The organism is Variovorax sp. P5_A3 (assembly GCF_056400665.1).
The window spans coordinates 59,343-82,316 of record NZ_JBFUKW010000034.1 but is presented as its reverse complement, the minus strand read 5'-3'; the positions used below and the strand labels follow the sequence as shown (position 1 = coordinate 82,316).

The 22,974-nt window shown below is 67.2% G+C and carries 22 protein-coding genes and 1 pseudogene; 18 read left to right on the top strand and 5 right to left on the bottom strand.

Annotated elements, in window-relative coordinates:
* Positions 1 to 343: NAD(P)(+) transhydrogenase (Re/Si-specific) subunit beta (locus AC1D3B_RS32470; protein WP_478194788.1), on the top strand; the 343-nt coding region annotated here is incomplete at its 5' end.
* Between the two features lie 132 nt (positions 344 to 475).
* Here the strand turns inward: AC1D3B_RS32470 and AC1D3B_RS32465 are convergent.
* The 3 genes from AC1D3B_RS32465 to AC1D3B_RS32455 all read right to left on the bottom strand — a co-directional run bounded on the left by AC1D3B_RS32465 (position 476) and on the right by AC1D3B_RS32455 (position 2,669).
* Positions 476 to 784: a hypothetical protein gene (locus AC1D3B_RS32465; protein ID WP_478194787.1), complete on the bottom strand. Its 309-nt coding sequence runs from the start codon at positions 782 to 784 to the stop codon at positions 476 to 478.
* Entirely contained in the window at positions 781 to 1,203 is a 423-nt protein-coding gene (locus AC1D3B_RS32460) for a DNA-binding protein (protein WP_478194786.1), read from the bottom strand. Before AC1D3B_RS32460 ends, AC1D3B_RS32465 begins: the two co-directional genes overlap by 4 nt.
* A 554-nt stretch (positions 1,204 to 1,757) precedes the next feature.
* Positions 1,758 to 2,669 (bottom strand): LysR family transcriptional regulator, encoded by a 912-nt coding sequence (locus AC1D3B_RS32455; RefSeq protein WP_478194785.1) that lies wholly within the window; start codon positions 2,667 to 2,669, stop codon positions 1,758 to 1,760.
* Between the two features lie 210 nt (positions 2,670 to 2,879).
* Between AC1D3B_RS32455 and AC1D3B_RS32450 the strand changes: the two genes are divergently transcribed.
* The 17 genes and pseudogenes from AC1D3B_RS32450 to AC1D3B_RS32370 all read left to right on the top strand — a co-directional run bounded on the left by AC1D3B_RS32450 (position 2,880) and on the right by AC1D3B_RS32370 (position 21,406).
* Positions 2,880 to 3,881 carry an ABC transporter substrate-binding protein gene (locus AC1D3B_RS32450; RefSeq protein WP_478194784.1) on the top strand — a complete coding sequence of 334 codons (1,002 nt, stop codon included), beginning with the start codon at positions 2,880 to 2,882 and terminating at the stop codon, positions 3,879 to 3,881.
* 5 nt (positions 3,882 to 3,886) lie between these two features.
* Entirely contained in the window at positions 3,887 to 4,744 is an 858-nt protein-coding gene (locus tag AC1D3B_RS32445; protein WP_478194783.1) for an ABC transporter permease, read from the top strand.
* Between the two features lie 11 nt (positions 4,745 to 4,755).
* Complete coding sequence (locus AC1D3B_RS32440; RefSeq protein ID WP_478194782.1) at positions 4,756 to 5,541, top strand: ABC transporter ATP-binding protein; 786 nt, start codon at positions 4,756 to 4,758, stop codon at positions 5,539 to 5,541.
* 20 nt (positions 5,542 to 5,561) lie between these two features.
* A complete protein-coding gene (locus AC1D3B_RS32435; protein WP_478194781.1) occupies positions 5,562 to 6,356 on the top strand; it encodes an enoyl-CoA hydratase/isomerase family protein in 795 nt (264 codons plus the stop codon).
* Between the two features lie 3 nt (positions 6,357 to 6,359).
* Entirely contained in the window at positions 6,360 to 7,526 is a 1,167-nt protein-coding gene (locus AC1D3B_RS32430) for a thiolase family protein (RefSeq protein WP_478194780.1), read from the top strand.
* A 5-nt stretch (positions 7,527 to 7,531) separates the two neighbouring features.
* Positions 7,532 to 7,978: a Zn-ribbon domain-containing OB-fold protein gene (locus AC1D3B_RS32425; RefSeq protein ID WP_478194779.1), complete on the top strand. Its 447-nt coding sequence runs from the start codon at positions 7,532 to 7,534 to the stop codon at positions 7,976 to 7,978.
* A 7-nt stretch (positions 7,979 to 7,985) separates the two neighbouring features.
* Positions 7,986 to 9,530, top strand: coding sequence for a class I adenylate-forming enzyme family protein (locus AC1D3B_RS32420; protein ID WP_478194778.1), 1,545 nt, complete (start codon positions 7,986 to 7,988; stop codon positions 9,528 to 9,530).
* Positions 9,527 to 10,990 (top strand): aldehyde dehydrogenase family protein, encoded by a 1,464-nt coding sequence (locus tag AC1D3B_RS32415; RefSeq protein ID WP_478194777.1) that lies wholly within the window; start codon positions 9,527 to 9,529, stop codon positions 10,988 to 10,990. Before AC1D3B_RS32420 ends, AC1D3B_RS32415 begins: the two co-directional genes overlap by 4 nt.
* A 19-nt stretch (positions 10,991 to 11,009) precedes the next feature.
* Positions 11,010 to 12,182, top strand: coding sequence for an acyl-CoA dehydrogenase family protein (locus tag AC1D3B_RS32410; protein ID WP_478194776.1), 1,173 nt, complete (start codon positions 11,010 to 11,012; stop codon positions 12,180 to 12,182).
* A complete protein-coding gene (locus AC1D3B_RS32405; protein WP_478194775.1) occupies positions 12,179 to 13,213 on the top strand; it encodes an acyl-CoA dehydrogenase family protein in 1,035 nt (344 codons plus the stop codon). Before AC1D3B_RS32410 ends, AC1D3B_RS32405 begins: the two co-directional genes overlap by 4 nt.
* A gap of 31 nt (positions 13,214 to 13,244) precedes the next feature.
* A complete protein-coding gene (locus AC1D3B_RS32400; RefSeq protein ID WP_478194774.1) occupies positions 13,245 to 14,765 on the top strand; it encodes an AMP-binding protein in 1,521 nt (506 codons plus the stop codon).
* 79 nt (positions 14,766 to 14,844) lie between these two features.
* Positions 14,845 to 15,820 (top strand): annotated as a pseudogene (locus AC1D3B_RS32395) (NAD(P)H-dependent flavin oxidoreductase).
* A gap of 35 nt (positions 15,821 to 15,855) precedes the next feature.
* The gene (locus AC1D3B_RS32390; protein ID WP_478194773.1) at positions 15,856 to 16,890 is read left to right on the top strand and encodes a Bug family tripartite tricarboxylate transporter substrate binding protein; all 1,035 of its coding nucleotides are present in this window, start codon (positions 15,856 to 15,858) and stop codon (positions 16,888 to 16,890) included.
* Between the two features lie 17 nt (positions 16,891 to 16,907).
* Positions 16,908 to 18,092: an acetyl-CoA C-acyltransferase gene (locus AC1D3B_RS32385; RefSeq protein WP_478194772.1), complete on the top strand. Its 1,185-nt coding sequence runs from the start codon at positions 16,908 to 16,910 to the stop codon at positions 18,090 to 18,092.
* Positions 18,093 to 18,098: 6 nt separating this feature from the next.
* The gene (locus tag AC1D3B_RS32380) at positions 18,099 to 19,286 is read left to right on the top strand and encodes an acyl-CoA dehydrogenase family protein (protein WP_478194771.1); all 1,188 of its coding nucleotides are present in this window, start codon (positions 18,099 to 18,101) and stop codon (positions 19,284 to 19,286) included.
* A 10-nt stretch (positions 19,287 to 19,296) separates the two neighbouring features.
* Positions 19,297 to 20,430: an acyl-CoA dehydrogenase family protein gene (locus AC1D3B_RS32375; protein ID WP_478194770.1), complete on the top strand. Its 1,134-nt coding sequence runs from the start codon at positions 19,297 to 19,299 to the stop codon at positions 20,428 to 20,430.
* Between the two features lie 61 nt (positions 20,431 to 20,491).
* A complete protein-coding gene (locus AC1D3B_RS32370) occupies positions 20,492 to 21,406 on the top strand; it encodes a LysR family transcriptional regulator (protein ID WP_478194769.1) in 915 nt (304 codons plus the stop codon).
* Positions 21,407 to 21,409: 3 nt separating this feature from the next.
* Here the strand turns inward: AC1D3B_RS32370 and AC1D3B_RS32365 are convergent, their stop codons facing one another.
* Both AC1D3B_RS32365 and AC1D3B_RS32360 read right to left on the bottom strand, forming a co-directional pair.
* Complete coding sequence (locus AC1D3B_RS32365; RefSeq protein WP_478194768.1) at positions 21,410 to 21,961, bottom strand: VOC family protein; 552 nt, start codon at positions 21,959 to 21,961, stop codon at positions 21,410 to 21,412.
* An 8-nt stretch (positions 21,962 to 21,969) separates the two neighbouring features.
* Positions 21,970 to 22,953, bottom strand: coding sequence for a zinc-dependent alcohol dehydrogenase (locus AC1D3B_RS32360; protein WP_478194767.1), 984 nt, complete (start codon positions 22,951 to 22,953; stop codon positions 21,970 to 21,972).
* Positions 22,954 to 22,974 lie beyond the last annotated feature (21 nt).

Below are 22,974 nucleotides of genomic sequence, written 5' to 3'. Positions count from 1 at the left end.
CCGCATGCCAGGCCACATGAACGTGCTGCTGGCCGAGGCCGAGGTGCCCTACGACCAGGTCTTCGAGATGGAGGACATCAACGGCGAGTTCGGCCAGGCCGATGTCGCCATCATCCTGGGGGCCAACGACGTGGTGAACCCGGCCGCGCTGCAGAAGGGCACGCCGATCTACGGCATGCCGATCCTGGAGGCCTACAAGGCCAAGACGGTGATCGTGAACAAGCGAAGCATGGCCGCGGGCTACGCGGGGCTGGACAACGAGCTCTTCTACATGGACAAGACCATGATGGTGTTCGGAGACGCCAAGAAGATCGTCGAGGACATGGCCAAGGCGATCGAGTGATGACAACCTCGGCCATCGCGTGCAGAAGTGCCGAACTCAGGGGGGCGATGCGGCGCCAGACCTGGCGCGAATCACCTCGCCAACTCCAACGCGGCCGAGCAGTTGCAACTCGGCCCGAACTCGCAGCACTGTTTACTTGGAATTTTTCTTGCTGCGGCGAACTGGCGCGTTCTCGCCCGCCACATGTCGTGTCTCCAGTTGGTGCCGCGCGGCCTTGGCCGAATCATGGCTCTCTCGGAGCGAGCTGATCTCGCGCTCCGACTGCGCCTGCAGGCGCTGAAGCTGGGAGGCGGGGTCGGTTGCCCGCAGTTCCATACTCGCGGCGCGCTCTCGCAAGGTGGCAATCTCGACCTGTGCGTCCTGAAGTCGCGACGACCAAGCCGCCACGGCATCGTTGTGGGACGTCTTCTCTTCCTGCAGAGCCCGCTGCGCAGCATTCAAAGCGACGTGCGCCACCTCGACATGGGCAGCGTGGGCCTTTTGCTCTGCGTGGCCTCGGTCTTCTGAATCTGCACCTGGTCGGCCTCGCGTTGGGCAACGCCCCAGAATTGCTCGGCGGCTTGGAGGATGGTCAAGGGAACCTGATGCGCTTCGCCGGTGGTCACAGTGCTTGGATTGCTCGCATTGCTCGGCTTGGCCAGACCGGCACCGCGGCCGCCCAGGCGCTTGCTGAGCGTGGCAAACCAGCGCTCGAGCATCGGGCTCACGGTGTTGGGCGAGCCGCTGCCGATCTTCTGGCGGACACGCTCGATCGTCGGGCGCAGGCCTTCGTGGACGAGCGCGTCGGCCGCTTCCCAGACCTGGGCCTCCTGGATCCCGCGGCCACTGCGAAGCGGGTAGATTGCCTGTGGGGCCTTCAAGCGCAGGGCTTTCAGTTTGAGCTGAAGGGTGGCACGTCCTTGTCAAAGGGGTTCGGTGTCATCCACCGTTTTTTCCGAAGACATCGACATCCGCATTGAACCGCCCGACGGCATGGACGTGAAGACGGGACGCAATCAGGACAAGCCTGCACATGTTGAATCACGGCGTGCGTGCTACGACGCGCTGGCAACACGTATTCAGATTCCAGGTATCGACAGCGTAGAGCGTGATACTCAGTTCGACCATGGAACGCGGGGTGGTAGTGGAGGACAACCGTGCAGTGGCCGTACCGTGTTATGCCCCCACGCACACCTTCGTCGAGAAGCTGCAGACGATCTCCACCAAGTGCCGCCGATTGGACGAAACCCAGGCGTTCCCCGCTAACTTCCTGCGGCCCTACTACGACGTGTACTGTCTGCTGGGGCTGGAGGAGGTTCAGGCCTTCATGAGGTGCTGGCGGACAGGATCCATCAACACATTGGTGTCATGTGAGGGGCGAGGACTTGACACACCAACTTGCGGATTGGCTCGCTGAGCGACGCGATCTCCAAGGTCACCGCGCTTCTTGCTGGTCCAAGCTGAGTCGATCGGACATGAAGTCCAAAAAAGCGCGGATTTTGCTGGGCATGCCCTTGCGGCCGAGCACCAAGGCGGTGGCATGCATCGAAGGGCTCTCCCAGTCCTTCAGTACTCGTTGCAGCCGCCCCGATCGCAGGTCGCTTGCGCACATCACGTTCGGCAGCATGCTCAGCCCTACGTGGCCGATCGCCATCTCCCGCGCGATCGAGATATTGTTGACAACCACCTTGCCCTCAATGTTCGCAAAGCGGTGCGTGGCCTCATTGCGCAGGGTCCAGATGCCGTCCGCGCGCTGCTGCGTCGTGATGATGCAGTCGTGACGGTGCAGTTCGTCCACCGATAGCGGCACGCCACGGCGGTTGAGGTACTCGGGGCTCGCGTACACCCCACGCGTTATCGTGGCGAGACGGCGGTAGGTCAGCTCGGTGTCCTTGAGCGGCCCCAGTTGGATCGTTAGGTCGTAGGGGTCTTCCCGGGGATTCACGGCGCGGCTATTCACATCGACCTCCAGCTCGAGCTCGGGATAGGCCCGGACGAACTCGGCAATGGCCTTGCCGATCCACGACACGCCGAAGTCGATGGGGATGCTGACGCGCAGCGTGCCGCGCATGGCCGTTTGCAGCTGCAGCGTGTCGACGCTGGCTTGCGCCACCTCGTCCACCACGCGCCGGCAATGCTCATAGAACCGCGCGCCGATTTCCGTCGTCGTCAGGCGGCGCTGTCCCTTCTTCAGCAGGATCGTGCCCACGTTCTGCTCGAGCTGCGTGAGCTTGCGGCTGATAGTGGACTTGGGCATTCCGAGTTCGAGGGCAGCGCGCGTGATGCTCTGTGCGTTGACCACGTCATAGAACAGTTGGAGCGAGTTCAGATCGAGTTTGTCGGTCATGGCGTGTTGTCTGTCGGCATCGAGGCAGGCGCGAGGTTAGTCGACAACGCCACCGCCGCGCGGCCTTTGCGTTCCATGGCTGGAACGCCCGGTCCACATCCGATGCTATTCGGAAGGCTGGCCGCTTCCTAACATCGCCGCAAAGAGAGATACCGAGCGCAGACCGCAAGGCCGGCGACGCGCCATCCAACTCAAGAACGGAGACAACCAGTGAACAACTATCCAATTTCGCGCCGGGCGTTGCTGAAGGCCGCGTCGGCCTGGGCACCAGCCTCGGTGCTGGGCGTCGGCCTCGCATCCGCGGGCGGCGTCAGCGCCCAAACGGGCCTCAAATGGGCCAACCTGTCGCCCGGCTTCACCACGCTGCTGACCGACTACATCGTCGCCAAGGGCCTGGACAAGTCGAACAACCTGCAACTGGGAAAACCCACCGCGTACACGGCCGTCACCACCTACTACAACGACTTTGTTGCCGGGAACTACGACGTGTGCATCGGCAGTTGGGACACATTCGCCTCGCGCTACATTGCGGGCGTGCCGATGCAGTACGTGTGCTCCGTGACCACGGGCAACATGATCAACATCGTCACGCAGGCCAAGGGTCCGGCGACGATCCAGGACATCAAAGGGAAAACCCTTGCGGCACCGCAGTCGACCGGCACCTACCGGATGATGCGCGCCGTCGTCAAGGAACTGGCGGGCATCGACCTCGAAACCTACGCGGTGGTGCAGAACGTGGACAACCCTGCCGCCTCGGTTACGTTGGTCATGGCCAACCGCGCGGACGCCGGCCTGACCTGGGAGCCCAATGTATCGGTGGGGCTCAAGCGAGTGCCCGACATGCGCGTGCTCTACAACGCGGGCGAGGAGTACCGCCGCCGCGTCAACCTCGACCTGCCGTACTTCGGCGTGGCGGTGCGCAAGGACGCCGCCGCGCGCGACCCCCAACTCGTTGCACGGCTGAACAATGCCTTTGCCGAGTGCATCGAGGGCATCAACAGCAGAACGCAGGAAGCCGTGACTATTGCCGGCGCCAACTCGGGCATTCCCGCGGACGTGCTGAAGACGGCCATTGCCTCGAAGCGGCTCGAGTTCAAGCACGTGTCGATGCAGAACGAGGAAGGGCGGCGCAGCATCCTCTCGGCCAACGAGTTCCTGTTGCGCAACGGCGCGCTCACCAAGCTGGTCGACAACGGCTTCTTTGCGGCATGAACGGCATGAAGCACGCAGAACTCCCCGCCAGCGCCGCGGCGCCCGAGATCGCACCACGCGCACCGGCCGCCACGGTAGCGATGGCGAAGGCGGCCAAGGTGTCGAACGGGCGTGATCGCAGCGACATAAAGGCGCTGGCTGTCGTCGTGGGGCTCATCTGCGCCGCGATGGAGGTCGCAAGCTGGTACGTGCCCGACTACGTGATGCCGTCGCCGCAGGCCATCGCTAAGGCGCTGGGCGAACTGCTCACCACCGACTTGCTCCACGTGGCCATCACGCTGGGCCGGCTGTGCATGGCAATCCTTTTCTCGGCGATTGCAGGCGTCGCGGTCGGGCTGCTGATGGGCACGTCCAAGCGGGTGGGGCCCTACCTGAAGGCGCTGGTGGTGGTTGATACCGGCATACCCGCCCTGTCGTGGATGCTGCTGGCCGTGTTTTGGTTCAAGGACCCCGAGGCACGGATCTTCTTCATCCTCACGGTGATCTTGCTGCCCTTCTATGCGCTGAACGTCTACGAAGGGGTGCGGGCGCTGTCCACCGAGTGGGTCGACATGCTGGAAAGTTTCCGCCCGACGCGCTGGCAGATGTTGCGCTACCTGGTCGCGCCGCACATCGTTCCCTACATTTTCCTGACCACGAAGTCGGTGATCGGCTATGCCATCCGCATGGTCATCTTCGCGGAGTTGGTGGCCTCGGCCTTCGGCATCGGTTCGCGCATGAGCTTTGCGCAATCGACCTTTCGCATCGATCAGGTGCTCGCATGGACCTTCCTACTGGTAATGCTCAACCTGGTCATCCAATGGATGGCCGCGGCGGCGGAGACGCATTTCCTGGGCTGGCGCAAGGAAGTGAAGGTGCGCTGATGACAACGACAATGAACACACCCGTTCCCATCATCGAGCTGCGCGACGTCAGCAAGCGCTTCGGCAGCCACACCGCCATCGACCATCTCTCGATGGTGGTGCGCGAGGCCGAAACGGTGGCCTTGCTGGGCCAGACCGGGGCCGGCAAGAGCACCGTGATGTCGCTGCTGATGGGTACATCGTCGGCCGACGAGGGCTCGGTGAAGGTGGCCGGTGTTGACCCGGCGGTCGATTTCACCGCGTTGCGCGGCAAGCTCTCGGTGAGCTTCCAGACCGACCGCCTGCTGCCCTGGCGCACTGCGCGTGAGAACGTCGAGCTGGGCCTGCTGCTGCTCAAACGCCCCAAGGCCGAAGCGCGCCAGCGTGCACAGGAATGGCTGGAGCGCGTGAAGCTGGGCGATGCGGCGCATAAATACCCATCGGAGCTGTCGGGAGGCATGCGCCAGCGGCTGTCGCTCGCGCGCGCCCTGGCCGTCGATCCGGCGCTGGTGCTGCTTGACGAATCGTTCAGCCAGCTTGACCACGTGACCTCGCAGACGCTGCGGCGCGATTTCGCTGAGATCGTTCGCGAGCAGCGCAAGACCTGTGTCTTTGTCACCCACCGCATCGAGGACGCGCTCGAGATTGCCGACCGCATCCTCGTGCTCGCGGCCCCTGCGCGCGTCTGCCTCGAACTCGCGATCAGCGCCGAACAGCGCCAGGACGCGGAATGCATGGCGCACATGCACCGCCAGGTGGAGCGCGCCATCGGCGGCGAAGCGCCGCTGGCGTCCCCTATCTCCCCAACACACCACTAGTAAGAAAGCGGATCTTCAAGATGAGCTACCAGGACATCATCGTCGAGCAGGTAGAAGGCTGGCTGGAAATCACCATCCACCGCCCCGAGAAAATGAACTCGCTGCGCGAGACCACGGCCGAGGAAATCCTCGACGCGCTCGGCGAGGCGGAGTCGAAGCGGGAGATCGCCGCGGTGATCCTGCGCGGCAGCGACAAGGCCTTCTGCACTGGCATCGACACCAGCGAATTCACCATCGGCGACAACGAGTACTTCGACTTCTATCGCAAACGCAAGCGGTCGCGCAAGGTGAACTCCCTGTTTCGTGAGTTGCCTGCCTACACCAAGCCTGTCATCAGTGCCATCGAGGGCTTCGCGCTCGGCGGCGGCCTGGAACTGGCCCTGGTCGGCGACATGATCGTCGCCGGCGCCAACGCCAAGTTCGGCCTGCCCGAGATCCGCCTGGGCCTGATGCCCGGCGGCGGCGGCACGCAGACGCTACCGCGCCTCATCGGCCCGGCCCTGGCCAAGGAACTCATGTGGACCGGCCGGCGCATCACCGCGGCTGAGGCGCGCGAGTACCGCTTGGTCAACCACGTGACCGAGGCCGGCAAGGCGATTGACAAGGCGCGCGAATTGGCACGCACCATCGCCGGCAACGCACCGCTGTCGGTGATGTTCACCAAGGCCGTGATCGACCGCGGGATGGACCTGCCGCTGGCCGAAGGCATGGCCGCCGAAGGCGACGTGTCCTTCATGCTGTATTTCACCAAGGACCGCCAGGAGGGCCTGGGTGCCTTCCGCGAGAAGCGGACCCCCGATTTCCGAGGAGAGTAAGAGATGAAGAAAAGAGACATCGTGATCGGCGGCTACGCAGAGACTCCGATCGATTTCAAGACCGGCCGCAGTGCCTACGGCCTGGCCGGCGAGGCGCTCGATCAGCTGCTGGAGCGCACCGGCATCGACAAGAGCGAGATTGACGGCCTGTCGGTCACCACCGCGCTGTCGGAAGCCCAGAATCCCTTCTTCGCGGTCTACATGACCGAGGCGCTGGGCATCACGCCGACGTGGCTGAACTACGGTGGCATCGGCGGCTGCTCGGCCACCGGCGGCGTGGCGCGCGCCATGTCGGCCATCCGCGACGGCATGTGCAAGCTGGCGGTGGTGATGTCGTCCGACGCACCCAGCTCCAACTGGCGCTCCAATTATGGCGCCTACCGCGGCGAGTTCCAGGACCCGCCCGGTGTGCAGGGTCCGCCGGCGACCTTCGGGTTGCTGATGAGTCGCTATATCCACCAGTACGGCCTGGACCCCGAGGCGCTGGGCAAGATCGCGGTCACGCAGCGCGCGCATGCGCTGCACAACCCCAACGGCTACAAAAAGTTCCAGAAGGAACTCACGATGGAGGAGTACCTGAAGTCGCGCGTCATCTCCGACCCACTGCGTGTGCTCGACAGCGTGATGTTCTGCGACGGCGCCAACGCCTTCATCGTGACCACCGAAGAGAACGCCAAGCGCCTGGGCCTGAAGAAGATGGTGTATCCCGTAGCGTACGGCGAGGTCACCAACTTCAACGGTGCTGATCCGCTGGCCGACATCACACTGTCGGGCTTCACCAAGATCGGCCCCGAGGTGCTGCGCAAGGCCGAACTTGCTCCGAAGGACGTGCGAATGTTCCAGCCCTACGACGACTTCACCATCGCGGTGATGATGCAGTTCGAGGCCTTCGGCTTCTGCGAGCGCGGCGAAGGTTCGGCCTACACATTGCGCACCGACCTGTCCTTCAGCGGCGACCTGCCGTTGAACACCGGCGGCGGGCAGATCTCTGCTGGCCAGCCCGGGCTGGCCAGCGGCGGCCTGAACCTGGCCGAAGCCGTGCGCCAGATGTTCGGCGAAGGCGGCAGCCGCCAGGTGGCGGATCCGCGCAACGCGCTGGTCACTGGCATCGGCGTGATCCCTTACGGCCGCAACTGGGGCACCAGCTCGGCCATGGTCCTGGAGGCATGACAATCATGAGCGAAACCACTTCAACCCCCGCACCGGCTGCACCCGCCGCACCAGCGCGCCCCGTGCCCCAGCAAGGCGTCTACGTCGACAGCAAGCCCTTCTGGGACGGCATCGCACAGGGCAAACTCGTGCTTCAGTACTGCACGGTCGCCAAGCGCTTCCAGCACTACCCCAAACCCGTGAGCGGCTTCAGCGGCCGCCGCACACTGGAATGGCGCGAGGTGGCCGGCACCGGCACCATCTACGCGTGCACGGTCGTGCGCATCGCGGGCCCGGGCGTCGAAGGGCGGATCCCGCTGTGCGTGGCCACCGTCGAACTCGATGAGGGCGTGCGCATCATCGCCAACGTGCTCAACTGCGCGCCGGCGGATCTGGCGATCGGCAAGCGCGTGAAGCTGGCGGTGGACCACCTCACGCCCGAGCAGCCGTACCCCGCCTTCGAACTCGCTTAGGAGCACCATGCGTCTCGAACACTTCATGGCAGCGCATGCCTTGCGCACGCCTGCGAAGCCGGCCGTGGTCGTGGGCGCGCAGCGCCTGAGCTACGGCGAGCTGCTGTCGAGTTCGCGCTCGCTGGCCGCCGGGCTGCGGCGCGCTGGTGTGGTCCAGGGCGATCGCATCGTCGTGTACCTGCCCAACTGCGTTGAGTTCGTGCAGATCATGTACGCGGCCTTCTCGGTCGGCGCTACGGTGATTCCGGTCAACACCCGCAATACGCCGCGCGAACTGGTGTACTTTGCGCAGGACAGCCAGGCCCGCGTGCTGGTGTTCCATGCCGAGAGCGCCGAGGCGATCGAGGCGCTGTCGGCCGAGTTCGTGGGCATCCGCCGCGTGGCAGTGGGCGGCGAAGTGGCCGGCGCGGAGTCGTTCGAGATGCTTCGGACCCACTCCGACGAGCGCCTGCCCGAACTCGCGCTGTCTCCTGACGACGCGATGATCCTCTACACCTCGGGCACCACCGGCAAGCCCAAGGGTGCGGTCCTCACGCACGCCAACTTCGTGATCGGCAACGCCTTCGTGAACGCTGTGGAGTGGGGTGTCACGGCGCACGACGTGTTCCTGGTGACCACGCCGCTGGCGCACCGCACGGGCCTGGCGCGGCTCATGAACTCGATGTGCCTGGGCGCCAAGCTGGTGGTAATGGAGCGTTTCGACGCGCAGGCCGCGGTCGAGATCATCGAGCGCGAGCAGGTCAGCGCCGCAGGCATGGTGCCCACCGTGGCCCGTATGCTGATGCCGGTGCTCGAGAAGGAGGCCGCGCGCTGCGCCAGCCTGCGCCACATCATTGTCACCGGGGAGGCGTTTCCGGTCGAGCTCAAGCGCCGCATGATCGGCTATCTGCCGCAGGCGCGGCTGCATTCCTTCTTCGCGATGACCGAGGTCGGCTCGGTCACCGTGCTCGACCACGAGGAGCAGTTCACCCACCCCGCGTCGGTGGGGCGGGTCACGCCGGGCGTGCAGGTCAAGCTGGTGGACGACAAGGGCCAGCAGGTATCGGTAGAAGATGTGGGCGAGATCCTGGTTCGCTCGGGCGAAGCCGGGCGCTTCACCACCATGAAGGGCTACTTCGGGCGCCCCGATGCCACCGCCGCCACCATCGTCGATGGCTGGGTCCACACCGGCGACATGGGGCGCTTCGACGTCGACGGCTACCTCTACATCGTCGACCGCAAGAAGGACATGGTGCTCAGCGGCGGCTTCAACATCTACACCAAGGAAGTCGAACAGGTGCTGGTCGAGCACGTCGACGTGGCCGATGCGGCCGTGGTGGGCGTACCCGACGATATCTTCGGCGAAGCGGTGACCGCGTTCGTCGAGCGGCATCCGGGCCGCACGCTGAGCGTGCAGGCGCTGCAGGAGCACACGAAGTCTCGCATTGCCAGCTACAAGAAGCCCAAGCATGTGTTCTTTGTCGACGCGCTGCCACGCAACGGCGTGGGCAAGGTGCTCAAAGCCGAACTGCGCGAGATGGCGCTCGCGCGCCTGGCTCAGCCTGTGGCATGAGCGGCGCTACCGTGCCCTGGGACACGCAGGCCGCGCACTGGATTGGTGGCCGGTGGCTGCCTTCGGGCCCTGCCTTCTCATCGACCAGCCCGGCAGATGCGTCGCTAGTTGGTCATGCGCCCGACGGCGGCCCGGCGGAGGCGCAGGCCGCGATCGATGCGGCTCGCCACGCCTTCGACACTACGGCTTGGCGCCACAGCCCGCGCCTGCGCGCGCAGGTGTTGCTGGACATGGCGACGCGTCTCGCGGCCGACGCCGCATCGCTGGCGCTGCTGCTGACGCTGGAAAACGGCAAGGTGCTGCGCGAGTCGGCCGGCGAGGTCGAGGGCGCTGCTTCGGAGTTGCGCTACTACGCGGGCATGGCCCGCAGCGCGGCCGGCCGCGTGGTCGAGCCGGCGCCAGGCGTGCGCTCGCTCATCACGCACGAAGCCGCGGGCGTGGTGGCGATCATCGTGCCATGGAACGCGCCGCTGATCCTCTTCGTGCGTTCGCTCGCGCCGGCCCTGGCGGCCGGCTGCACGGTGGTCGTCAAGGCAGCGCCGCAGGCCGCGCTCTTCATGCACCGCGTGGCGCAGCGCATGGCCGAGACCGAGGGGCTGCCGCCTGGCACGGTCAACATCGTGCACGAGACGGGCAGCACCGTGGCGCAGGCTTACGTCGCCTCGCCGGGCGTCGACGTCCTGAGCTACACCGGCAGCACCGCCGTGGGCAAGGCCATCATGGCGGCGGCCGCGCCGCAGCTCAAGCGCCTGTCGCTGGAGCTTGGCGGCAAGGCCCCCTGCGTGGTGTGCGAGGACGCCGACCTGAGCCTCGCGGTGCGCGAGATCCTCGCGGCCGGCACCATCCTGTCGGGTCAGCAGTGCACCGCTGCCAGCCGGGTGCTGGTGCACCGTAGGCTGTATGCCGATTTTCGCGATGCGATGGCCTCGGCCATGCGCGCGCTGCGTGTGGGCCCGGGCCACCTCGCCGAGAACGCCATGGGCGCGGTGATCGACCTGGCGAACCGCGATCGCATCCTGCGCCTGGTCGACGAACTGGGCGAGCGGCACCGCGTGGTGGTGCGCGGGGCGCCCGTGCCGGGCCTTCCCATGCACGGTGCCTTCGTGTCGCCCACGCTGGTGGAAGTCGACGACCCGCAAACGTCGGCCGTCCAGGACGAACACTTCGCGCCATTGATGACCTTGGAGGTCTTCGACGACGACCGTGGTGCGGTCGCGCTGGCCAATGCCACGCGCTTCGGGCTGGGCGCGAGCGTGTGGTCGCGCGACAGCGCGCGCGCGCAGCGCATCGCGCGCGAGATCCGCTGCGGCACCGTATGGATCAATGCGCACAACAAGCTTTTCGCGGAAGCGGAGGTCGGTGGCTACAAGGAAAGCGGATTCGGCCGCCTTCACGGCACCGAAGGCATGCACGACTTTCTTGAAATCAAACACGTCTACCAGGAGATCGGCAGCCTCTGAGGCCGCCGCCATTGCCAAGATGCTCAGACCCGAATCGGCCGCCGACACGGCCTTCCGCAACGAGGTACGCGACTGGCTCGCGACCCACGCGCCCGACGCGCTGCGGCACCGGACCTTCCGGCCGCTGCCGGTCGAGGGCATGCCCTGGTACCGCGCGCTGTCGCAGCGCGGCTGGATTGCGCCGCATTGGCCGCGCACGCATGGCGGCATGGGTGCTAGCGCGGTGCAGCAGGTGATCCTCATGGAGGAAATGGCGCGCGCGGGCACGCCCGACTTTCCGACGCAGGGCCTGAACCACATCGGCCCGCTACTCATTGCGCGCGGCACGCCGGCGCAGCAGCAGCGCCACCTGCCAGCCATTCTTTCAGGCGACGCGATTTGGTGCCAGGGCTATTCGGAGCCGGGCTCGGGCTCGGATCTGTCGAGCCTGCGCACCCGCGCCGAGGTGCGCGGCGGCCCGGACGGAGACAGGCTCGTCATCAACGGCAACAAGATATGGACCACCTGGGGCCACCATGCCGACTGGATGTTCGCGCTGGTACGCACCACCAGTGCCGGCAAGCCGCAACACGGCATCACCTTCGCGCTGATCGACATGAAGACGCCGGGCATCCGGCGCCGGCCGATCCGCACCATCGCGGGCGACGACGAGTTTGCCGAAGTGTTCTTCGACGAGGTGGCAGTGCCGCTGGACAACGTCGTCGGCGAGATCGACAAGGGCTGGCAGGTGGCCACTGCAGTGCTGAGCGAGGAGCGGTTGCGCATTGGCTCGCCGGCCCAGGCGCTGCGCGCGATGGAGCGCCTGCGCATGATGCTGCGTGCCACGCCTGCGGACCGCTTGCCGCCCAGCGTGCACGAGGCCGCAGCACTGGCCGAGGTGGAGGTCGAGACGCTCATCGCCGCCTACCTCGAAGCGGCCGAAGCCGCCGAACAGGGCATCGCAGCTGACAGTTCCTACCTGAAACTGCTGGCCACGGACACCGTGCACCAACTGCTCGACCTCGTGCAGCGCGTGGCGGGACCCGCCGCCGCGTTGCGAGACCCGGTTCGCCGGGGTGACGACCTGCTCGATGCTACCGAGATGTTCCTGCAGGCACGCCGCCTGGGCATCTACGGCGGGAGCAGCGAAGTGCAGCGCAACATCATCGCGACGCGGGTGCTCGGCCTGCCGATCGCCGGAGCCAAGTCATGAATGCCGAACACAGCGCGCCCCTGCGCATGATTGCCGAGAGCGCGGCGGACGCCGCTGCCTCGTTCGGTGGCCCGGCACGGGCACGCCGGGTGCACGAAGGCGGCCCCGCGTGGGAGCCCGCCACGTGGAAAGCGATCGCCCAACTTGGCTGGCTCGGGATCGCGGTGCCCGAATCGGCGGGTGGCCTGCAGCTGGGCGCGCCGGCGCTGTGCGTGGTCGCCGAAGAAGGCGGTCGCGCGTTGCTGGCAGCGCCGCTCACGATGGGCATGGCCGCCGCTGCGGTGCTGGCCGAGGCGGGCGAGGTCGCGGTGCCGACGTTGCGGGCGCTGATCGAGGGCTTGGCGCACGTCGTGCTGGTGGATGCCGCCGAGTCCGCCGACGCCACCCTCGCGGCGCATTTGGTACCCGACGGCGACGCGGCCGCGCACTGGCTGGTGGCTTGCGGCCGGGGGCACGAGTTCAGTGCGCGGCTGCTGGACCCCGGCGCACCTGGTGTTGCGCTTACCGTGCGCCACGCCGTGGATGGCAGCCGCTTGGCCGATCTGCACGTCGGCCGCGCCACCTGGACCGATGCGCCACAGGTGCTGTCGGGCAGCGCGGGCGAGGGCGCCTGGCGGCACGGCCGGCACCTCGCGTGGCTCGGCGATGCTGCCTACCTCTGCGGCCTGATGGACGCGGCCCTTGCCCTCGCGCTCGACTACCTGCGCCTGCGCCGCCAGTTCGGCGTGCCGATCGGCAGCTTCCAGGCGCTGCAGCACCGTGCCGCAGCCTGCCATGTCGACGCGACCGCCACGCGCGCGCTGGTGCACGAGGCAGCGCGCGCGACCAGCACCAGCAAGGAAGGCTGGGCTGCCGCGGCCGCCGTGCATCGCGCCGGCGCCGCGGCGCTGCGCGTGACCAAGGAGGTGGTGCAGTTCCATGGCGCGATCGGCTTTGCCGACGAGCACGACGCCGGCCTGTACCTGCGCCGCGCCATGACCATCGGCGCGCGCCATGCGGGCGCGGCGCTGGCGGCGCTGCAAAGCCGCTGAGACACCCAAGAACAACGAGGAGACAACCGAAGTGAGCTATCCGACGATCGTTTTCTCAGGACACACCTTCACCGCCGAATGGATGGAGGCCGAGGTCGAGCGCCTGTGCGCCGGCCTGGAGGCGGCCGGCGTGGCGCACGGCCAGACCGTGGCCATGATGATGCGCAACTGCCCGGCCTACGCGGCGCTGATCCTGGCGTGCCGCCGCGCAGGCGTCTATTTCGTCTCGCTCAACTGGCACTGCAAGCCGCCCGAGGCGGCCTACATGCTCGAGGATAGCGGCGCTGCGATGCTTTTCGTGCACGACGACCTGCTCGCGCAAGTTGTGGCCGGGGTGCCGACCGGCGTGGCCATCGTCGCCGTGCCGGCCGACGAAGAAAGCCCGCAGCCCGACGCCAGCGGCCGCGCCGTGCGCTGGATCGAGTTCGGCGTCGGCGTGCCGCCGATGGCAGCGCGCCCGCGCCTGCACTTCGGATCGGTGCAATACACGTCGGGCACCACCGGCAAGCCCAAGGGCGTGCGACGGCTGGCGCTTGCGCCGCAGGAGCGCGATGCGCTGGAGATGGAGTCGCGCCGAATCGGCCGCATCGCCTCGGGCATGGCGCCGGGCGTGACCGCGATGCTGTGCGCGCCCATCTATCACAGCGCCTCCACCATGTACCTGGTACAGGCTTGCGACGCCGGTGCCACGCTGATCCTGGAGCCCACTTTCGACGCGCTGCGCACGCTCGAACTGATCGAGCGGCACGCTGTCACGCACGCCTATCTGGTGCCCACCATGTACCGCCGGCTGCTCGCGCTGGGCGATACGCAGCGCGCGCGCTTCAGCGTTGCCACGCTGCGCCACGTCACCTCCACCGGCTCGCCCTGCGCGCCCGATGTCAAGCGCCGCATGATCGACTGGTTCGGCCCCGTCATCACCGAGGCCTACGGCGCCAGCGAGACCGGCTACGTCACCTTCATCGATTCGCCCACCTGGCTGGCCCATCCCGGCTCGGTCGGCCAGGCGCTCGGCCCGGCGCGGCTGCGCATCGTCGATGACGAGGGCCGCGAGCTGGCCCCGGGGCAGATCGGCGCCATCTACGTGCGCCAGCCGGCGCTGCCCGATTTCACCTACGTGAACAACCAGGCGGCGCGCGACGCGATGGAGCGCGACGGCCTGGTCGCGCTTGGCGACGTGGGCTACCTGGACGCGCAGGGCTTTCTCTACATCTGCGACCGGCGCAACGACATGATCATCTCGGGTGGCGTGAACATCTACCCGGCCGAGGTCGAGTCGGTGCTGCAGGGCTTGGCGGGAGTGGCCGACTGCGCGGTGTTCGGCATTCCCGACGAGGAGTTCGGCGAGAGCGTGGCGGCGGCGGTGCAGCTGCGCCCCGGCGCGCAACTCGATGCGGCCGGCATCCAGCACTTTCTGCGCGCGCACATCTCCAACTTCAAGGTGCCGCGCGTGATCGAGTTCCATGCACAGCTGCCGCGCGAGGACACCGGAAAGATCTTCAAGCGCCTGCTGCGCGAGCCGTACTGGCGCGAGCAGAACCGCCGCATCTGAAACATCCTTTGGCCGGTGCGCGACCTGCACGAACGCGCACCTTCGGCATGCCCGTCCAACCGATTCCAGGAGTCTTCGCATGGCGCTTCCACAGATTCTTTCACAACGGCTTCGGCTGCCGCTGATCGCCTCGCCGCTGTTCATCATCTCGACGCCCGAACTCGTCATCGCGCAATGCAAGGCGGGCATCGTCGGATCGTTCCCGGCGCTCAACGCGCGGCCCAAGGAAGAACTCGCGAACTGGCTGCAGCGCATCACCGACGCGCTTGCGGTGCACGACCGCGCGCATCCTGAGCGGCCCAGCGCGCCCTTTGCCGTGAACCAGATCGTGCACCGCTCGAACGACCGGCTGCAGCACGATCTGGAGGTGTGCGCGCGCTTCAAGGTGCCGATCGTCATCACCTCACTGGGCGCGCGGCCCGAAGTGAACGAGGCCATCCACGCCTATGGCGGCATCGTGCTGCACGACGTCATCGACAACGCGTTCGCGCGCAAGGCGATCGAGAAGGGCGCCGATGGGCTGATTGCTGTGGCGGCGGGCGCGGGGGGGCATGCGGGCACGCAGTCGCTTTGCACTGGTGCAGGAAATACGGCAGTGGTTCGACGGCCCGCTCGTGCTGTCGGGGGCCATCGCCAGCGGCCGCTCGATCCTGGCGGCGCGCGCGATGGGCGCCGACCTGGCCTACATGGGCTCGGCCTTCATCGCCACCGAGGAGGCCAACGCCGCGGCCGCCTACAAGCAGATGATCGTCGACAGCGCGGCGCGCGACGTGGTGCACACCAGCCTTTTCACCGGCGTTCATGGCAACTACCTGCGTCCCTCGATCGTCGCGGCCGGACTTGACCCCGACAACCTGGCTGGCGGAGACCCCAGCAGCATGAATGTCGGCTCAGGCCGCATGAAGCCCAAGGCCTGGACGGACGTCTGGGGCTGCGGCCAGGGTATCGGCGCCATCGACCGTGTGGTGCCAGCCGCCGCACTGGTCGACCGGCTGGCCGCGGAATACGACGCCGCGCTCGGCCAGATGCTGCGCCGTCAGGCCATCGCCGCCTGAGCCGCATCCATCGAATCAACAGCAGGAGACAAAAAATGAAGACCGATACTTTCTGGACGCGGGCCGCGTTGCGGGCTGCCTTGTGCGTCGCCGCCGCGATATCGCTGCAGGCGGTGGCCTGGGCGCAGGGCGCCCCCGCCACCCTAGCCACCCCCGGTGCCGCCACGCTGGCCAAGCCCGCGCGCATCGTCGTCACCGTGCCGCCCGGCGGGGGCATCGACACCATCGCGCGCCGGCTGGCGACCCGCATGGCGCCCGTGCTTGGCCAGCCCGTGATCGTGGAGAACCGGCCCGGTGCCTCGGGCGTACTCGGCGTGGACAACATCGTGCGCTCCGCGCCCGACGGAAGCTCGCTTATTCTGGCGGCGGGCTCCACTATCACCGTGCTCCCGCACCTGATGAAGAAGCTGCCATACGATGCGATCAAGGACCTCACGCCGATCGCGCAAATCGGCGTGACGCCGCTGGTGATGCTGGTCAACTCCGACAATCCGGCGAAGACCGTGGCCGAGTTCGTGGCCGCAGCCAAGAGCAGCCCGAACACCATGAGCTACGGGTCTTATGGCAACGGGTCGCTCGGCCACCTGATCGGCGAGGCCTTCAAGCATGCCGCGGGCGTGACCATGGTCCATGTGCCCTACAAAGGCTGCGCGTCGGCCATCAACGACCTGATCGGGGGACAGCTGAGTGCGGTGGTGTGCGACGTGGGGTCGGCCGCCGCCTTTCTGCAGCCCGGCAGCCGCCTGCGCGGACTGGCCATCACTGGCACACACCGCTTGGTGTCGTTCCCGGCCATCCCGACCTTCCCCGAAGCCGGATATCCGACGCTGGGGCCGTTGGTTGGGTGGCTCGGCATCTTCGGGCCCGCGAACATGCCCAAGCCGCTCGTCGCGGCCCTGGTGAAGGATTTCGCGGACGTGATGAAAACCGACGACATGCGCACCGCGCTCGCGCAGATCGGCTACGACATCGGCGACCCCTCGGCGGCCAATTTTGCAAAGACGGTGCAGCAGGATGGCGTGGTCTGGGGCCAGCTGATCCGCAGCATCGGCGGCATCACGCTCGAATAGTTAAAGAGAAGGCAACCATGCGCGAAGCAGTCATCGTTTCCACCGCCCGCACGCCGCTGGCCAAGTCCTTCCGCGGCGAGTTCAACATCACGCCCGGCCCTGAGCTCGCTGCGCATGCGGTGCGCGCCGCCGTGGACCGCGCGGGCATCGACCCCGAACGCATCGAAGACCTGATCCTCGGCTGCGGTTTTCCCGAAGGCACCACCGGCCGTAACGTCGCGCGGCAGGCGGCCTTGCGCGCCGGTTTGCCGGTGGGCGTCGGCGGTGCCACCATCAACCGCTATTGCGCTTCGGGGCTGCAGGCCATTGCAATGGCGGCGGGCAGCATCGTCGTGGACGGCATGTCGGTCGTCGTGGCCGGCGGGGTCGAAAGCATCTCGCGCATTGCGCCGCGCGGCCCGAGGCCCGGCGATGCTGATCCGTGGCTGCTCGCGCAGCAGCCCGGACTTTTCATCTCGATGATCGAGACGGCCGATATCGTGGCCGCACGCTACGGCATCACGCGCGAGGCGCAAGACCGCTTTGCGACGCAGAGTCAGCAAAAAACCGAGACCGCACAGCGCGCGGGCCGATACCGCGAGGAGATCGTCGCTGTCACCGCCACCATGGCCGTGCAAGACAAGGCCACCGGCGCGGTGTCACACCGCGAGGCGACGATCGAGGCGGACAACTGCAACAGGCACGGCACCACCTACGAGGCGCTAGCGAGGTTGCAGACGGTGAATGGGCCCGAGCGCTTCGTCACCGCGGGCAATGCCTCGCAGATGTCCGACGGCGCGGCCGCCTGCGTACTGATGGAAGCGCGCGATGCCGAGCGCGCCGGCTTCGCGCCGCTGGGGGCCTTTCGCGGCCTGGCCGTGGCGGGCTGCGAGCCCGACGAGATGGGCATCGGACCGGTGTTCGCGGTACCCAAGCTGCTGGCGCGCCACGGCCTCACGGTCGACGATATCGACCTGTGGGAGCTGAATGAGGCCTTCGCCTCGCAGTCGCTCTATTGCCAGCAGCGCCTGGGCATTCCGGACGAGCGCTTGAACGTCGACGGCGGCGCCATCTCCATCGGCCATCCCTACGGCGTGACCGGTGCGCGCCTTGCAGGTCACGTGCTCATCGAAGGGCGCCGGCGCGGTGCGCGCTATGCGGTGGTCACGATGTGCGTCTCCGGCGGCATGGGCGTGGGCGGCCTGTTCGAGATTTTTCGCTAGACCCGCATGAACCTGAACTTCACACCTGAAGAAGAGGCCTTCCGCGCGGAAGTCCGCGCTTTCCTGGCCGAGCGCCTGCCACCGGCGCTGCGCCGGCGGGTGGCCGAGGGCCGCACGCTTCGCAAGGACGAGATGCAGCAGTGGCATGCCATCCTGCAATCGCGTGGCTGGCTCGCGGGGCACTGGCCGCGCGAGCACGGCGGAGCCGGCTGGAATGCGGTGCAACGCTTCATCTTCGAATACGAATGCGCGCTGGCAGACGCGCCGCGTATCGTGCCCTTCGGTCTCCTCATGCTCGGGCCGGTGCTGATCCGCTACGGCACCGAGGCGCAACAGCGCCACTGGCTGCCGCGCATCCTCGATGGCTCGGACTGGTGGTGCCAGGGCTACTCGGAACCCGGCGCGGGCTCCGACCTGGCGGCGCTTAAGACGTCGGCGGTGCGCGGGCACGATGCAGCGGGCGCGCACTACATCGTCAACGGCCAGAAAACCTGGACCACGCTCGCGCAGCACGCCGACATGATCTTCTGCCTCGTGCGGACTTCCAAGGACGCGCGCCGTCAGCAGGGCATCAGCTTCCTGCTGATCGACATGCGCTCGCCGGGCGTCGAGGTGCGGCCCATCGTCACCCTGGACGGCGAGCACGAGGTGAACGAGGTCTTCTTCACCGACGTGCGAGTGCCGGCGCACAACCTCGTTGGAGAAGAGAACGATGGCTGGACCTGCGCCAAATACCTGCTTACGCACGAACGAAACGCGGGCATCGGCTTTTCAGTGGCGGCGCTGCAGCGCCTGAAGACGGTGGCGGCCAAGGTCATGAGCGGCGGCCAGCCGCTGGACCGCGACCCGGCCTTCGCGGCGCGCATGGCGCGCGTGGAGATCGACCTGGAAAACCTCAAGACGACCAACCTGCGCGTGACGGCCGCTGTGGCCAACGGCGGGAGCCCGGGCGTGGAAAGCTCGGCGCTGAAGCTGCTCGGCAGCGAGATCCGCCAGGAACTCGCCGCGCTCGTGCGCCGCGCGGTCGGCCTGCATGCACTGCCGCACCTCGGCGATGCCGAAGCCCTGGCCGGCGCGCCCGCCGAATCGGTGAGCGCGGCCGCGCAGTACCTGAACAACCGCAAGCTCTCGATCTTCGGGGGCTCCAACGAGATCCAGCGCAACATCATCGCCAAGACGGTGCTGGGGCTATGAAGGACGCCGCATGAACTTCGAACCGACCGACGAACGGCGCATGCTGGACGATGCGCTGCGACGACTGCTGGCGCAGCACTACGAATTCGCGCAGCGCCAGCGCATTGCGCAATCGGGCGAGGGGCACAGCACGGAAATGTGGCGGTATCTCATCGATCTGGGGGCGCTCGGCGCGCTCTTCGCCGAGGCTGACGGCGGCCTGGGCGGCAGCGGCTTCGACATCGCACTGGTGTTCGAGGCGCTGGGCGGCGCGATGGTGCTGGAGCCCTTGCTCGCAGCGCTGATGGCCGCTGCGGCGCTGGCCGAAGCGAACACGGATGTGCAGCGTGCGCTGCGGCGCGACATCGTGGCCGGCAGCACGCTGGCCGTTCTTGCCCACGCCGATCCTGAGGCCCGCTACGAGGCTTCGCACGTGACGACGCGTGCGCGGCCGAGCGACGGTGGCTGGCAGCTCGACGGCCTGAAATGCGTGGTGCGCCATGCGGAGCAGGCCGACTTTTTCATCGTTTCGGCCCGCTCGTCCGGCGGCGACGACGATCCCGCGGGCATCAGCTTGTTCGTGCTGCCCGCCGCAACTCCGGGCATCGCGCTGCGCGGCTACCCGCTGGCCGATGGTGGCCGAGGCGCGGACATCGCGTTGGAAGGCGTGCATCTGCCGGCCGATGCGCTGGTCGGCACCGAAGGCCAGGCCTTTCCGACCATCGAAGGCGCAGTGGGCGCCGGCGTGCTGGCGCTGAGCGCACAGGCATTGGGCGCGATGGAGTCCGCCAAGCGACTCACGCTCGACTACCTGCGCGCCCGAGAGCAGTTCGGACAGTCCATCGGCAGCAACCAGGCGCTGCAACACCGCATGGTGGACCTGTGGCTGGGCATTGAGCAGGCGCGCTCTGCCGTCATCAACGCGGCCAACGCGCTGCAATCGGCCGACCGCGTCACGCGCGAGCGCGCGCTGTCTGCAGCCAAGGCGACCACTGGCCGCGTCGGAACGAGCGTGGCCGAGGAGTGCATCCAGATGCATGGCGGCATCGGCATGACCTGGGAGCTGCCGCTGTCACACCTGGCCAAGGGCCTGGTGCTGACCAATCACATGCTCGGCGATGAGGACCATCACTTGGCGCGCTATGTGTCGCTCGGCCGTGTTTGAAAGCAGCACCTTGGCGCGGGTGCATCCCCCGGCGCGGGAGCGCGTGCGCTAGGCTGCAGCCATGTCCTACGACCGCTTTTCCGAACTCAACGTCTTCATCCGTGCGGTCGAGAGCGGAAGCTTCTCGGCCGCTGGGCGGCAGCTGGATCTCAGCGCCTCGGCGGTCAGCAAGTCGATCTCGCGCATGGAAGAGCGCCTGGGCGTGCGCCTGCTGAACCGCACCTCGCGCTCACTGCAGCTGACCTATGAGGGCGAAGTGTTCATCGTCGGCGCGCGGCGCGTGATGGAGGCGATGGACGATGCGCAGCGCAACCTGGCCGCGCTCTCGGCCGACCTGAGCGGCAAGCTGCGCATCTACACGCTGCCGAGCTTCGGCTACACGCTGGTGCCCTTCATCGCGGAGTTCGTGCAGCGCTTTCCACGCGTGAAGATCGACATCCAGCTCGGCGCTGAGCGGGTCGACCTGGTCGAACGCAACATTGACGTGGCCATCCGCCTGGGCGTGTTGCAGGACAGTGCGTACTTCGCGCGCAAGATAGGCATGACCACGCACGTGATCTGCGCTGCACCCTCGTACATCGAGCGGCGCGGGCGCCCGGTATCGCCCGAGGCGCTGAAGGACCACAACTGCCTGAACTTCTCGATCCGCACGCACCACATCCACTGGGGCCTGCGCGCGGAGTCGCCACTCAAGCCGGCCTCCGTGGAGGGCGACATCTCTTCCAACCAGGCTGAGATGCTGCACCGGCTATGCGTGGCGGGTGTGGGCATCGTGGAGCTGCCTTTCTATGTGGTGCAGAAGGAGCTCGCTGCCGGCGCGCTGGTGACGCTGCTCGACAGCGAGGCCAAGACCGAGTACGACCCGATCTGGGCCATCTACCCGCACAACCAGAACCCGAGTCCGCGCACCACAGCGTTCATCGAACTCTTGCGCGAGCGCATCGCCGAATCGACGTGCTTCCTGCCGGCGGCCTGACGCTCAAACCCCGTCTGGGCCCGCCCATTCGAGCGTCTTGCCGTTCCAGTCGCGCCCGGCGGCTGCGATGCCCGCGTAGAAGCGCTCGCTGGTCTCGGTGATTTCAATGAACTCCACCATCGCGTGCAACGGCGTCGGCCCCTCGAAATAGGCGATGCGGGCACCGCGACCCGTGCGCGCGGTGTAAAGCATCTCCTTGCCCTGCGCGAGTTCTCCCGCCAGCCGCTCGTCGAAGCGGCGCGTGCCGATGCCCCAGTGGTGCAGCCCGTAGCCGCGCTGCGCCACGCCGTCGCGAAACACCGAGGGCTGTTCATCGTGCTGCTGGATCAGCTCCAGCATCATCGTGCCGTGAAAGGCCAGGGCAATCGACAGGTCGTGGGTGACTTCGCAGCCGCGGTAGAGCGAGCCTTCCCGCGGCTGCGAGACGCGAAAGCGATACCAAGGGCCTGCGCCGAGCACGCGCGTGAAGGTCGCCATGGCCACGTCGAGGTCTTCGACCACGTGGCCGGCCTGGATCACCGTCTCGGCGCGGCCGCCAAACAAGAATTCGTTCATGCCAAGTCTCAGTTCTTCTGTTGCGGATGAAGGATGGCCTTCGACGCGATGCGCGCATAGGCCGTTTCGAACGCCTGCACGGCTTGGTGCAGCGGATAGCGGTGCGTGATGAGCGGGCGGAACGTCTCGGGGTTCGCGGTCACCTGCGCGATCACCTTGTGCCAGCCCTCGCGCGTGTTGCCGTAGCTGCCACGCAGTTGCAGCTGCTGGCGCACCATGCGCGTGATGTCGACTGTGGCCTTGTCGGGGTGGATGCCGGTCGCCACGAAGATGCCCTTGCGGCGCAGCGCGTCCAGGCCTTCATCGATGGTCGACATGACGCCAGTCATCTCGATCACGGCGTCGAAGCCGTCACCAGCTAGCGCGGCCAGGCGCTCGGCGGAGCCGGGCTCCGCGCGGTCGATCAGCAGATCGAAGCCCATTTGGCGCAGCACCTCGAAACGGTGCGTGTCGGCAAAGCCGGTGACCACGATTTGGCTGGCGCCCGCGAGCCGCGCGAACAGCGCCGCGCCCTGCGCCAGCGTGCCGGCGCCCATGATCAGGAGGCGCTTGCCCGCTCCGGTTTCCGACAGCGCGACGGCGTTTTCCGACACGGTGAGCGGCTCGATCAGCGCACCCAGGTCGCTGTCCAGCGCATCTGGCACCGGCAGGCAGTTGACGGCCGCGACCGCGACCATCGGCGCGAAACAGCCGTCGCGCTGGATGCCGATGCCCACGGGCAGCGCCACCACACGCCGACCCAGCAGGTCCGCTGCGGCGCCTTCGCCCAGCTGCACCACACGGCCGCAGAACTCGTGGCCCAGCGTGAGCGGCAGGCGGGGCCACACGTTCGCGTAGGCCGAGCCCTTGGCATCGTAGATGTGCAGGTCGCTGCCGCAGATTCCGGCCGCCTCGACCTCGACCAGCACCTCGCCGGGCGCGGGTTCTTCGGGCGGTGCGACGTCCATCAGCGAGACGCCGAAATCGGGGGAGATTTTTCTCAGTGCAAGCATTTCAAGTTCCTCGAATTCATG